The organism is Devosia sp. (genome assembly GCF_965229025.1).
Taxonomy (GTDB): Bacteria; Pseudomonadota; Alphaproteobacteria; order Rhizobiales; family Devosiaceae; genus Devosia_A.
The window spans coordinates 2,161,339-2,173,577 of the sequence record NZ_OZ245853.1; the positions used below are offsets into that span (position 1 = coordinate 2,161,339).

Annotated in this window: 10 protein-coding genes; 7 read left to right on the top strand and 3 right to left on the bottom strand. The window is 63.7% G+C overall.

Annotated features, from left to right (window positions below; genetic code table 11):
• Positions 1 to 59: 59 nt before the first annotated feature.
• The 3 genes from ACO06J_RS10665 (at position 60) to glyS (ending at position 4,936) form a co-directional block, all read left to right on the top strand.
• On the top strand, positions 60 to 617 hold the full coding sequence (locus ACO06J_RS10665) for a LemA family protein (protein WP_421760694.1): 558 nt from the start codon (positions 60 to 62) through the stop codon (positions 615 to 617).
• A 90-nt stretch (positions 618 to 707) separates the two neighbouring features.
• Positions 708 to 2,759 carry a DUF2207 domain-containing protein gene (locus tag ACO06J_RS10670; protein WP_421762488.1) on the top strand — a complete coding sequence of 684 codons (2,052 nt, stop codon included), beginning with the start codon at positions 708 to 710 and terminating at the stop codon, positions 2,757 to 2,759.
• A gap of 152 nt (positions 2,760 to 2,911) precedes the next feature.
• Positions 2,912 to 4,936 (top strand): glycine--tRNA ligase subunit beta, encoded by a 2,025-nt coding sequence (glyS, locus tag ACO06J_RS10675; protein ID WP_421760695.1) that lies wholly within the window; start codon positions 2,912 to 2,914, stop codon positions 4,934 to 4,936.
• Between the two features lie 216 nt (positions 4,937 to 5,152).
• On the opposite strand, the gene ACO06J_RS10680 is transcribed toward glyS, so the two are convergent.
• Entirely contained in the window at positions 5,153 to 5,860 is a 708-nt protein-coding gene (locus tag ACO06J_RS10680; protein WP_421760696.1) for a helix-turn-helix transcriptional regulator, read from the bottom strand.
• Positions 5,861 to 5,937: 77 nt separating this feature from the next.
• Here ACO06J_RS10680 and ACO06J_RS10685 point away from each other — a divergent pair, with 77 nt between their 5' ends.
• Positions 5,938 to 6,336 (top strand): VOC family protein, encoded by a 399-nt coding sequence (locus tag ACO06J_RS10685; protein ID WP_421760698.1) that lies wholly within the window; start codon positions 5,938 to 5,940, stop codon positions 6,334 to 6,336.
• A 206-nt stretch (positions 6,337 to 6,542) separates the two neighbouring features.
• Entirely contained in the window at positions 6,543 to 7,691 is a 1,149-nt protein-coding gene (locus ACO06J_RS10690) for a PA0069 family radical SAM protein (protein ID WP_421760700.1), read from the top strand.
• Between the two features lie 37 nt (positions 7,692 to 7,728).
• Here the strand turns inward: ACO06J_RS10690 and ACO06J_RS10695 are convergent, their stop codons facing one another.
• Positions 7,729 to 9,624, bottom strand: coding sequence for a putative bifunctional diguanylate cyclase/phosphodiesterase (locus ACO06J_RS10695; protein WP_421760701.1), 1,896 nt, complete (start codon positions 9,622 to 9,624; stop codon positions 7,729 to 7,731).
• Between the two features lie 184 nt (positions 9,625 to 9,808).
• On the opposite strand from ACO06J_RS10695, the gene ACO06J_RS10700 reads away from it, so the two are divergent.
• On the top strand, positions 9,809 to 10,462 hold the full coding sequence (locus tag ACO06J_RS10700) for a ribonuclease HII (RefSeq protein WP_421760702.1): 654 nt from the start codon (positions 9,809 to 9,811) through the stop codon (positions 10,460 to 10,462).
• Here ACO06J_RS10700 and ACO06J_RS10705 read toward each other — a convergent pair.
• Positions 10,459 to 10,887 carry an SRPBCC family protein gene (locus ACO06J_RS10705; protein WP_421760703.1) on the bottom strand — a complete coding sequence of 143 codons (429 nt, stop codon included), beginning with the start codon at positions 10,885 to 10,887 and terminating at the stop codon, positions 10,459 to 10,461. The genes ACO06J_RS10700 and ACO06J_RS10705 overlap by 4 nt on opposite strands.
• 163 nt (positions 10,888 to 11,050) lie before the next feature.
• Here ACO06J_RS10705 and ACO06J_RS10710 point away from each other — a divergent pair, with 163 nt between their 5' ends.
• Positions 11,051 to 12,181 (top strand): site-specific DNA-methyltransferase, encoded by a 1,131-nt coding sequence (locus ACO06J_RS10710; protein WP_421760704.1) that lies wholly within the window; start codon positions 11,051 to 11,053, stop codon positions 12,179 to 12,181.
• Positions 12,182 to 12,239: the final 58 nt, after the last annotated feature.

Below are 12,239 nucleotides of genomic sequence, written 5' to 3' on the forward strand. Positions count from 1 at the left end.
GGCCAGTGACCGCGGTGCCAATGTCCGCGGCGTTCAGGCGTCATTAGCGGAGGGGCTCCATGACCGGCCTAGTTATTCTTGCCATTCTCATCGCCGTCGTTGGCTGGGCCATCTTCTCGTATAACGACCTGGTGTCGAAGCGGCAGCTGAAGGAAGAAGGCTGGTCGGGCATCGATGTGCAGCTGAAGCGCCGCACCGACCTGATCCCGAACCTGCTCGAAACGGTCAAAGGGTACATGACGCACGAGCGCGAAACGCTCGAAGCGGTGACGCAGGCGCGCGCCAATGCCACGGCGGGGGCGAACGCCGGACCGGCCGAGCGGAGCGCGCTTGAGGGTGCGCTGTCGGGCGCGCTGGGCAAGCTTATCGCGGTTGCCGAGGCCTATCCAGACCTCAAGGCGAGCACGAATTTCCAGGAATTCCAGACCGCGCTGGCGAGCGTCGAAGACGAAATCCAGCTGTCGCGGCGCTATTACAATGGCGCAGTGCGCAACCTCAACACGGCGGTAGAGAGCTTCCCGTCGAACGTCATCGCGAACTTTTTCAAGTTTGTGAAGGGCGAGTATTTCGAGCTGGAGAATGATGCCGAGCGGGCTGTGCCGACGGTGAAGTTCTAGGCGGGGTTGGCTGCGGTGGGTATCGCTGTGCCTGGCAACTCTGCGTCTCGCGGCCGGGACAATGCCCGCCACTTTTCGCCTTCTCCCCTTGTGGGAGAAGGTGCCCGAAGGGCGGATGAGGGGTTATCTCCGCGAACTCTGCCGTCCCTCGCTACGCTCGAGCCGCGCGACGAAAGCGTCGCGGACCCCTCATCCGGCGCTGCGCGCCACCTTCTCCCACAAGGGGAGAAGGGAAGTGGTGCACACCTCCTCGGGCTGCTGCCGGCCCTACTCCTTCTCCTCACCCTCCTCTTCACCCTCCCTGCCCTCGCGCAGGAGCGGATTACTTCGTTTTCATCGGCGCTGACACTGGGGGTGGATGGGTCGGTGGATGTGACCGAGACCATTGAAGTGATCTCGCAGGGGATCGAGATCCGACGGGGGATTTATCGGGATATCCCGACGCTGCTGATCAACGACGATAATTCGCGGCTGCGCTCGACGCTCGATGTCAAATCGGTGAGCCGGGATGGGAACACTGAGCCCTATGCGCTTGAGAGCATCGGGAACGGCTTTACGCGCATCCGGATCGGTTCGGCCGATGTGTTCCTCGATGACGGGGTGCACCGCTACACCATCCACTACACGATGACGCGGATGGCGCGGCGGTTTGCCGACCATGACGAGATCTTCTGGAACGCCACGGGCAATTACTGGGTGTTCCCGATCGCCAAGGCCGTGAGTTCGATCACCCTGCCGCCGGGCGCAGTGGTGAGCAATGTGGTCGGCTACACCGGCAAGGCGGGCTCGAAAGAGCAGGCCGTGACGATCACCCGTGGCGAGGGCAACCAGGTGATCGTGCGGGCGAACCGGGCGCTGAGTGCGGGCGAAGGCATGAGCGTGGCGGTGGCGTTTCAGAAGGGCATTCTGACGACGCCGGACAGCGGCCAGCAGGCGATCTACTGGCTGAGCGACCATCGCGATCTGGTGCTGCCAGGGTTCGCGGCGCTGCTTGTGCTGCTTTATAACCTATTTGCGTGGAGCGCGGTGGGGCGCGACCCGAAGAAGGGCACCATCATCCCGCTTTTCCATGCACCCAAGGGATTTTCGCCTGGGCTGGTGCACTACATCCACCGCATGGGCTGGCAGAAGATGGGGTGGACGGCGTTCACCGCGGCGATCTTTGACCTGGGGGTCAAGGGGCTGGTGAAGATCGACAATTCGACCAAGACGCTGCGGGTGACCTCGACGGGGAAATCCGGCGAGGGATTGCAGCAGGGCGAGCAGATCATCCAGAGCTACATCGCGTCGAAAGGGATCGTTTCGGTCGACACCAGCAATGGCCCCAAGCTCAACGAGACGCGCGGCGCTTTCATCAAGGCGATCGAGAGCGAGAACCGGCAGCTCTATTTTCGGAACAACAGCGGCTATGTGGTGCTGGGCTTTCTGATTTCGGCGGGGCTGCTCGGCGCGTTGGTGCTGCTCGATGTGCTGCAGCCGGTGTTTTTGTTCGTGGCGGTGATCGGCGGGGTGGCGGTGGGGCTCTTCACCTCGATTGCGACCAGCATCTGGAACGCCGGGGCGCTGCAGAAATTCATCATCCTTGCCTGGGTGGTGATCGCGGGAGCGAACCTTTTTGGCGGGTTTTCCGGGTTCGTGAGCCAGCTCAATATCGATACGCCGCTGATCGCGGCGATCTCGATCGTGATCATCAACGTGGCGTTCGCGATTTTAATGCGGGCGCCGACCGTGCAGGGGCGGCGGCTGATGGATCAGATCGACGGGTTCAAGATGTATCTCGACACCGCCGAAAAGAACCGGCTGAACATTGTCGGCGAGCCGCCGATGACGGTGGAGCGGTTCGAGGGGATTTTGCCCTACGCGATTGCGCTGGGGGTGGAAAAGCCGTGGTCGGAGCATTTTGAGGGCGAACTCAGCCGCAACGCGGTGGCCGGCGCCGACAGCAACTATCACCCGGGGTTCTATTCGGGCCGCAACTGGAGTTCGGGCGGGTTCTCGAACACGGTCTCGTCCGTCGCCTCGGGGATGAGCGCCGCGATGATGGCGGCGCAGCCGAGTTCGTCGTCGGGCTCGGGATTTTCGGGCGGTGGCGGGGGTGGATCAGGTGGCGGCGGCGGGGGTGGCGGCGGCGGGGGGTGGTAGACTTGTGGCTGCCATTGAGGCACTAGCCCCCTCCACCACGCTATCGCGTGGTCCCCCTCCCCCGCCATGCGGGGGAGGATCAAGATGAGTGGTAATGGACAAGCTGGGCGCTGCTTGCTAGTCCTCGCGCGCCCTAAACGCCGGTAAGATCCATGCCCGAATTGCTTGTTGAACTGTTCTCGGAAGAAATCCCGGCGCGCATGCAGCGCAAGGCGGCTGAGGATTTGAAGAAGGCGGTGACCAATGCACTGGTCGATGCCGGGCTGGTCTATGAGGGTGCCAAGGCGTTTGTGACGCCGCGGCGGCTGGCGCTGACCGTTACCGGCCTGCCGGCCCGTTCGCCCGATACGCGGGAAGAAAAAAAGGGTCCGCGCGTCGGGGCACCGCAGCAGGCGATCGATGGGTTCCTGAAGGCGGCCGGGCTCAATTCGATCGATGAGGCCAAGATCGAAAGCGACCCCAAGAAGGGCGATTTTTACGTCGCGCATATCGAGAAGAAGGGCGCGGGCGCCGAGGATATTCTCGCGACGCTGCTGCCCAAGGTGATCACCGGGTTCGAGTGGCCGAAATCCATGCAGTGGGGCTATGGCGGGCTGACCTGGGTGCGGCCGCTGCGCGCGATTACCGCGACGTTCGGCACTGAAAATGACGACCCGGTGGTGATCCCGTTCAAATCGAACACGATAACCAGCGGGCAGACCACCTATGGCCACCGGTTCCTTGCGCCGCAGGCGATCCGGGTGAAGCGGTTCGACGACTATGTGCAGGCGCTGGAGAAGGCGCGCGTGGTGCTCGACATCGACCGGCGCAAGGAGATCATCCGCGCCGATGCCGACAACCTCGCCTTCGCGCAGGGGCTGGTTGTGATCCACGACGAGGGGCTGCTCGAGGAAGTGGCTGGGCTCGTCGAATGGCCGGTGGTGATGATGGGGTCGTTCGACCCAAAGTTCCTCGACGTGCCGGAAGAAGCGATCATCGCGACGATCCGCGCCAACCAGAAATGCTTCTGCCTGCGTGACGCGGATGGCAAGCTCGCGCCCAATTTCATCATCATTTCCAACCAGGTGGCCGCCGATGGCGGCGCGACCATCATCGGTGGCAATGAGCGGGTGATCCGCGCCCGGCTGTCGGATGCGCGGTTTTTCTACAATACCGACCTGGCGCTGCCGCTGGAGCATGGCTTGCCCAAGCTCGAAGAGAGCGTGTTCCACGCCAAGCTCGGCACGGTGTTCCAGCGCGTCGAGCGGCTGGTGAAGCTGGTGGCCGAGATTGCGCCGCTGGTGGGAGCCGATGTGGACCTCGCCAAGCGCGCTGCGATGCTGGCGAAGGCGGACTTGACCACCGGTATGGTGGGCGAATTCCCGGAACTGCAGGGGATCATGGGGCGCTACTACGCCTTGGCGCAGGGCGAAAACCGGCAGGTGGCGAACGCCATTGCCGACCACTACAAGCCGCTAGGCCCCACGGACATGGTGCCGGCGGAGCCTGTGGCCGTGGCGCTGGCGCTGGCCGACAAGCTCGATGTGCTGACCGGGTTCTGGTCGATCGACGAGAAGCCGACAGGGTCGAGGGATCCGTTCGCGCTGCGGCGGGCGGCGCTGGGCGTGATCCGGATCGTGGTGGATAATGGGCTGAAACTGCCGCTGAAGGTTGACGCGGACCTGCTGAGCTTTTTCCATGATCGCCTCAAGGTGACGCTTCGAGACGCGGGCGCGCGGCATGACCTTGTCGATGCGGTGATCGGCAAGGATAGTGACGACATGCTGGAGATCACCCAGCGGGTCGAGGCGTTGTCGGAGTTGCTCTCCAGCGAGGACGGCAAGAACCTTTTGGCCGGGTACAAGCGCGCGGCGAACATTCTGGCGGCTGAGGAAAAGAAGGACGGGCGGAGCTATGCCGAGCCGGTTCAGGAAGAGGCACTGAAGCTCGACAGCGAGATTGCGCTGGCCGATGCGATCATGAAGGCCGATGCGGCGGTGGCAGCGAAGGTGGCGGCGGACGACTACAAGGGCGCCATCGCGGCGCTGGCGACGTTGCGGCAGCCGGTGGATGCGTTCTTCGAGGCAGTGCTGGTGAACGATCCGGACCCGGCGGTACGGGCCAACCGGCTCAACCTCCTCGCCAAGCTGCGCGACACGATGCGGCTGGTGGCGGATTTTTCGAAGGTCGCGGGGTAAGCGGGGAATTGTCTTGCGCTAGGCCTGAAAAGGCCCCCTCACCCGGCCTTCGGCCGACCTCTCCCCCAAAGGGAGAGGTGAGTTGAGGCGCCATCGTGCCACCTAACCACCTCTCCCTAGGGGGAGAGGTCGGCGCGGAGCGCCGGGTGAGGGGGCCTTTCTACAGCTTAGCGGCCTGTGCAATCTCCGAGAGCCGCGGGCCGAACTGACCGGTGCTCACCTCGCTCCGGCGGGGCCACCGAGTTGCTCGTCCCGCCACAGCTGCCACTTGCGGCGGAGTTCGCCGGGGCGGAGGCCGATGGACTCCTCGGTTAGCGTTGCCGTTGTGATCCGGTCGCAGCGGAAGTGCCGGAAATCCTGTCGCAATTCGCACCAGGCGACGAGCAGCCGGTGGGTTTCGGCGTAGCCGAGGATCACCGGCCAGACTATGCGAGTGGTGATCTCGCCGCTCTCGGCTTTGTAGCAGAGCAAGAGTTTGCGCCCCTGGCGGATCGCGGTCCGGATTTCGGCCATGTCGACATCTTCGGTCGGCGGGCGCAGGCCCGGCTTCACGCCCATGCTCGGCTCGGCGATGAACGGACGCAGATGGTCCGGAATGGATGTTTCGATCTTGGCGATGACATCGCGTGCGGCGTTGGCAATCAGCTTGTCCGAATGCCCGATCACCCACTGCACGCCGAGCATCACAGCCTCGATCTCATCGGGCGTGAGCATGAGGGGCGGCATGCTGTAGGCCGGGTCAAGCAGGTAGCCGAACCCTGCCTCGCCCGAGATGGGCACCCGCTGGCCAATCAGATCGCCGATGTCGCGGTACACGGTGCGTTTTGACACCTCAAGCTCTTCGGCAATGGCGGCAGCCGTTTTGGGCCGTGAGCTCCGGCGCAGGATCTGGATGATCTGAAACAATCGATCGGCGCGACGCATGGCTGCTGACTCCTGCTGCCATGGTGGTGGCAGCAGGGCTGTGCCACAAGCGCCGCGTTGTCAAAAAGGAATGCCCAATGAAATTCGCCTCGACCCGCATCATCGCCGCAGACATCAAGGAACTGGTTGGTTTCTACGAGATGATCACCCAGGTGAGCGCCCAATGGCTGGCACCAGTGTTCGCGGAAATCGTCACTCCCGGCGCCGTCTTGGCCATCGGCGCGGCGGAAACGGTGGCGCTATGGCAGGAGGGCAGCGCCGAACCTCGCGCCAACCGCAGCGTCGTGCTGGAGTTTCAGGTCGATAACATCGATGCGGAATATGCCCGGCTTAAGGACAAGGTTCCGCTTGTTCACGGGCTGAAGACGATGCCGTGGGGCAACACGACGTTTCAGTTTCGCGACCCCGATGGGAACGCGGTTTCGCTGTACATGCCCGCGACTGAGGGCGCCAAGCGACGGTTTGCGGGCAGGTGAGATAGCTAAACCCACAGTCGCGACAGGGTGGCCGGCCCCTCACCCGTCTCGGCCTCGTGGCCGAGCCACCCTCTCCCCGGAGGGGCGAGGGGACTGATAGATCGAACCAGAACATGTTTGTTCTTGTTCTGTTCTCACGCAACTGGTAGTCCTCATGGAACGTTACCGGGGTGGCGAGTCGCTGCTTCGACCGTTGGAGACGCTTCATGGCAATGCGCGTGGCCCCCTCGTTCGAACAATTGGAAAAGCTCAGCCGCACCCGCGACGCGGACCTGGTGGGGCGTGCCTATATCGATCCGGCGCTGAACCGGGGGCGCGGGGCGCAGACCAACAAGACCAGCCGCTTCGACAAGGAAAGTCGCGAGGCGTTTGACGATGGCTGGGGCCAGGTCGAGGACCTGAAGCCGTTCGAAACGATCGAGCATGTCGAGCGCGCCCGCACCATCATCACCCGCAATGAGAGCCCCGATATCGGGTTCGACCGCTCGATCAACGCCTATCGCGGCTGCGAGCACGGGTGTTCGTACTGCTTTGCGCGGCCGACACACGCCTATCTGGGGCATTCGGCGGGGCTGGAGTTCGAGCGTGATATTTATGTAAAGGTCAACGCGGTCGAGCTGCTGCGGCGGGAACTGGCGGACAAGCGCTATCGGCCGAAGCCGATCGCCATGGGCACGAACACCGACCCGTACCAGCCGGCCGAGCGCAAGCACAAGCTGACGCGCTCCATCCTGCAGTTGCTGCTCGAAACGCGGCATCCGGTTACGATCACGACCAAATCGGCGCTGGTGGTGCGCGATCTCGATATCCTGAAACCGATGGCGGAGCTGGGGCTGGTGCGGGTGGCGCTGTCGATCACCAGCATGGACCACAAGCTCAGCCGCAAGATGGAGCCGCGGGCCTCGACGCCGGAAAAACGGCTGGAAGCGATCCGGCTGCTGTCGGAAGCTGGCGTGCCGGTGACGGTGATGGCGGCGCCGATGATCCCAGGTCTCACGGACATGGAACTCGAGCGGATTCTCGATGCAGCAGCAGCGCAGGGGGCGCGGGACGCCAATGTGGTGCTGCTCAGGCTGCCGGGCGAGGTGCGCGACATTTTCCGCGAGTGGCTGCTCAGGCACTACCCCGACCGGGTGGGGCACGTGATGAGCCTCGTGCGCGAGGCGCGCGGCGGCAAGGACAATGATCCCAATTTCGGCACGCGCTTCATCGGCGAAGGTGCCTATGCGGTGTTGCTCAGGCAGCGGCTAGAAAAAGGCCGTGAGCGCTATGGGCTCAACAAGCCGATGCCGCCGTTGCGGGTGGACCTGTTCATGCCGCCGCGGGTGGATGATGGGCAGATGAACTTGTTCTGAGGGGGAGAAAGACTGCACCCGTCTCGCGCTGCGATCTTCAGGCGATAAGGCGGGACGGGCGACCAGCGGAGATCTGGGCGGCGGGGGTGGGGCGGCCGAAGAGATAGCCCTGGCAATAGCGGGCACCGAGGGCGCGCAGGGCGGCGAGTTGCGATTCGGTTTCGACGCCTTCAATGACGCAGGAAACCCCGAGGTTGCGGCAGAGATCGATGGTGGTCTTGACGATGGCCTGGCTGGTGCGATCGGTTTCGATAGCGGCGACGAAACTCTGATCGACTTTGATGCGATCGAGCGGCAGTTGCTGGACGCGGCTGAGGCTGGAATGGCCGGTGCCGAAGTCATCGAGCGAGATGCGCGCGCCATAAGCCATGAGGCGGAGAAGCGCCTCGATGGCCTCGCCGATATCGCGCATGACGGCGGTTTCGGTGATTTCGAAATCAATGCGGCAGGGGCGCGGGGCGGTGCCGAGAATGCCGGCCAGGGCCTGCATGGCGGCGGGCGAACTCAGATCGCGCGGCGACAGGTTGATCGAGACACGCGTGTTCTCGGGCAGCATGGGCATCGCGGCCAGCACATTGCGCACCATGGCCTGGGTGATGCGTGGCACGAGGCCGAGGCGCTCCGCCATGGGGATGAAGCGGGCGGGCGAGATACTGCCCAGCGTGGGGCTATGCCAGCGGGCCAGCGCTTCATAGCCGACCACTTCGTTGGTGGTGGCATCGACGATAGGCTGGAAGACGGGGGTTATTTCGGCCTCAAGATCGGCTTGCAGTATTTCGCGCTCAAGCTGCCGCTCGGCAACGATCAATGCTTCGTGCTCGGCAGAAAAGATCACGGCGCTGCCGCGAGCGCTGCTTTTCGCCTCGTAGGCGGCGTAATCGGCGCGTTCGAGAATATCGGCGGCTCCGTCTCCCGGCTGGCCTCTCGAAAAACCGAAGGAGCCCGAAAGCGTGGCGACGGCACCCTCGAAGCGGAAGGCGGGCTCGAGGGCACTGGCAAGATCGGCAGCAAATTCTCGGATCAGCGATTCCGGATGCCGGCCACGCACCAGAATGCCGAATTCATCGCCGCCCATGCGCGCGACAAGGGCAGGAAGCCGGCCGGAGACGGAAAGGCGCTCGCCCACCCCGACCAGCACACGATCCCCAGTACTGTGGCCGAAGATGTCGTTGACCGCCTTGAAGCCATCAAGATCGACGACACCAACCAGAAGGGCCGGATCGCCGGGATGTTCGGCCAGCGCCAGATCGACCAGTTCGAAGAAGCGGCGGCGGTTGGGCAGCCCGGTCAACGGGTCAACCTTGGCGAGCCGCGCGTTTTCCGCCGACACGGCCAAGGCTTCGGTGGCGATGTTGTCGGCCTTGATGCGAGCCAGCACTTCGCGCTGGATGACGCCGCGCACGAACTGCGACAGGCCGATGGTCGCAAAGCCGGTAGCGATGGCGATAAAAATGTAGGTGCTGATGGCACTGGGTTCGAACAGCCATACGGTTGCCAGCATGGTGCCCAGCGTGAACAGGACACAGAGCAGAACCAGGCGAAGGGTGGTGGCCGAGAGGGCGAACGCCACCGCGAGAAGGGAAAAATACACCAGTTTGGCGGGCGTGTAGTGGAGGAACTGATAGATGGCGACGTTGCCGAGCATGCACAGGTGCAGCGCGCATTGCGCCAGTTCCAGTTGCACCGGCGTCAGGGCGCGCCGCAGTGTGAGAACGAGCACGACCACGCCACAGAGCACGGTGACGGCGGACATCGCAGCGAGCAGCGCCAAGGCGCCGCCGGTTTCGTCGATGAAATGGGCGGCTGTGACATAGGAATAGTAGACGATGACGGTGATCAGAACCGATTTGTGCAGCGGCAGGTAGGCCTCAGCCATCAGCGCCTGCGTGCGCTTGAGCTCCGCAGCCCGATCTCGCCCCGCATTCGGTCGCATTCTGCCCCGATCCAAAGTTTCGGCCAACTGCCCGCCCTGCACTATTCTGGTCGGGACTGACAGCGCAGACCATTGCTTTGACAACGACCAATAGGGCGCTGGTATTGAGATGAAGTTACTGGAAGGTCTGCAAGTTTAGCACCGTCGTGCTTGCCGAGCGGCCGGCAATCGCCATGCTGGAGGCATGTCAGCTGATTCGATCCCGGCGCAGGCCGGCCCCGATATGAGTTTTGAGCGCGCGGCGCAGCGGCGTGGGGCGCGGGTGGTTTGCGGGGTGGATGAAGCGGGGCGCGGGCCGCTGGCGGGGCCGGTTGTGGTGTCGGCGGTGGTGCTGAACCAGCGACGCGTGCCCGACGGGCTCAACGATTCCAAGGTCCTGACGGCGCTGCAGCGGGAAGCGCTGTACGACAAGATCATGGTGTCGGCGACGGTATCGATCGTGGTGGCGCCGCCATTGGTGATCGAGCGGCTCAATATCCTCCAGGCGACATTGTGGGCGATGCGGCAGGCGGTGCTGGGGCTGGGTGTGACCGCCGACCACGTGCTGATCGATGGCAACAAGCTGCCAAAGGACCTACCCTGCAACGGCGAGGCGATTGTCGGCGGCGACGGCCGTTCGTCGTCGATCGCCGCCGCTTCGATCATCGCCAAGGTGACGCGTGACCGCATGTGCGCGATCATGCATGCCGAAGAGCCGCATTTCGGCTTTGATAGCCACAAGGGCTACGCGGCACCGGTGCATCTGGCGGCGCTCACAGAGTATGGGCCCGGGCGCCACCACCGGATGGATTTCGCGCCCTGCGCGCAGGCGTTCCGGATGAAGGCGGCTGCGGCCTAGCGCGGGCCGGCGATCAGGCCGGTGATGCTCTGGTCGAACAGACGTGCCATGACGAATTTGTACAGCCAGCCGGTGAGCGCGAATTTCGGCTCGAAACTGGAGGCCCAGGTGACACGGGTACGGGCGTCGATTTCCTCGATGGTGACTTCGCCGACATAGTCGCGCAGCGGTAGGCCGGAGAGGAGCCGGTAGCGGAGGACGACATCGCCTTCGCTTTCGAGAACCTCCTCGCGGCCGGTCACGCCGCGCGAGGTGAAGCGGCGGATTTCTCCGGGGGAGGACGGCGAGCCGTCGCGGCCGGGCCGCTCGATCCGGGCGGTTTCCATGGGGCTCCATTCGGGCCAGTGGGCGGTGTCGAGCAGGCGCTCGACGAGAACGCGACGAGGAACGTCACACCATCTGGTGCGCCGGACATTGATGGTCATAGAGGGCTCCCAAGCTTCAACGTGAAGCGGGATAGGCCCGGGACGCTGAACGGCGGATGACCAAGGTTGTCAGCTTAACCTTTCGCTAACCGAAACGCTTAAATCCCCTTTAACCCTAACAGGTTACAACCGGCGCTGTTAGTAATGCGTCAGGGTTATCAGTATGTTGCGTACGGCGCGTACGGCGGTCTCCGCCGATGCCGAAGGGCGTTCACTGCCCATCGACACCATCCTTGTGGGCGATTGCATCAAGCACATGAATGCCTTGCCGGCCGGCTCGGTTGACCTCGTTTTTGCGGACCCTCCGTACAACCTGCAACTTGACCAGGGGCTCACCCGCCCCGATCAATCGCGGGTCGACGGCGTTGATGACGCCTGGGACAAGTTCGACAGTTTTGCCCATTACGACGTGTTCACCAATGCCTGGCTGAAGGCGGCTCGGCGCATCCTGAAACCGGATGGCGCGATCTGGGTGATCGGCTCGTACCACAATATTTTCCGCGTCGGCGCGACGCTCCAGGACCTCGATTTCTGGATGCTGAACGACGTGATCTGGCGCAAGGCCAACCCGATGCCGAACTTCCGCGGCACGCGGTTCACCAATGCGCATGAAACGCTGATCTGGGCCGCGAAATCGCGCGAGAGCCGGGTGACGTTCAATTACGAGCAGATGAAACAGGCCAATGACGATGTGCAGATGCGCTCGGACTGGCTGTTTCCGATCTGCACCGGGGCCGAAAGGCTGAAGGACGAGGACGATGACAAGCTGCACCCGACGCAGAAGCCCGAGGCCCTGCTCTATCGGGTGATCAGCGCGACGACCAAGCCGGGTGATGTGGTGCTCGACCCGTTCTTCGGGACGGGGACGACCGGCGCCGTGGCGAAGAAACTCGGGCGCCACTTCATCGGCATCGAGCGCGAGGACGCCTACGTGGCGGGGGCGCTGAAGCGGATTGCGGCGATCAAGCCGCTGTCGGCAGAAACTATCGAGACGGCAGTGCCCAAGCGCTCGGCACCGCGGGTGGCGTTTGGCTCGCTGGTGGAAATGGGGCTGATCACGCCCGGCACAGAACTCTATGACGAGCGGCAGCGCTGGAGCGCGCTGGTCAGGGCCGATGGCTCGCTGGTTTCTGGCGAGCACATGGGCTCGATCCACCGCGTCGGCGCCCTCGTGCAAGGGGCGGAAGCCTGCAACGGCTGGACCTTCTGGCACGCCCGCCAGGGCCAGCGGTTTGAGCCCATTGACAATTTCCGCGCCCAGATCCGGGCGCAGATGGAACGGATTTCGGCCTGAACTGACCTCCAAAATCTTCTCAGGCCGCTTTTGCCGCTGGCGCTTTCTTAGCGCCGGC

What these genes read in the sequence shown, in the direction of transcription:
- ACO06J_RS10665 (WP_421760694.1), top strand. Translation starts at nt 60, where the DNA reads ATGACCGGCCTAGTTATTCTTGCCATTCTCATCGCCGTCGTTGGCTGG.
- glyS (WP_421760695.1), top strand. Translation starts at nt 2,912, where the DNA reads ATGCCCGAATTGCTTGTTGAACTGTTCTCGGAAGAAATCCCGGCGCGC.
- ACO06J_RS10680 (WP_421760696.1), bottom strand. Translation starts at nt 5,860, where the DNA reads ATGCGTCGCGCCGATCGATTGTTTCAGATCATCCAGATCCTGCGCCGG.
- ACO06J_RS10685 (WP_421760698.1), top strand. Translation starts at nt 5,938, where the DNA reads ATGAAATTCGCCTCGACCCGCATCATCGCCGCAGACATCAAGGAACTG.
- ACO06J_RS10690 (WP_421760700.1), top strand. Translation starts at nt 6,543, where the DNA reads ATGGCAATGCGCGTGGCCCCCTCGTTCGAACAATTGGAAAAGCTCAGC.
- ACO06J_RS10695 (WP_421760701.1), bottom strand. Translation starts at nt 9,624, where the DNA reads ATGCGACCGAATGCGGGGCGAGATCGGGCTGCGGAGCTCAAGCGCACG.
- ACO06J_RS10700 (WP_421760702.1), top strand. Translation starts at nt 9,809, where the DNA reads ATGTCAGCTGATTCGATCCCGGCGCAGGCCGGCCCCGATATGAGTTTT.
- ACO06J_RS10705 (WP_421760703.1), bottom strand. Translation starts at nt 10,887, where the DNA reads ATGACCATCAATGTCCGGCGCACCAGATGGTGTGACGTTCCTCGTCGC.
- ACO06J_RS10710 (WP_421760704.1), top strand. Translation starts at nt 11,051, where the DNA reads ATGTTGCGTACGGCGCGTACGGCGGTCTCCGCCGATGCCGAAGGGCGT.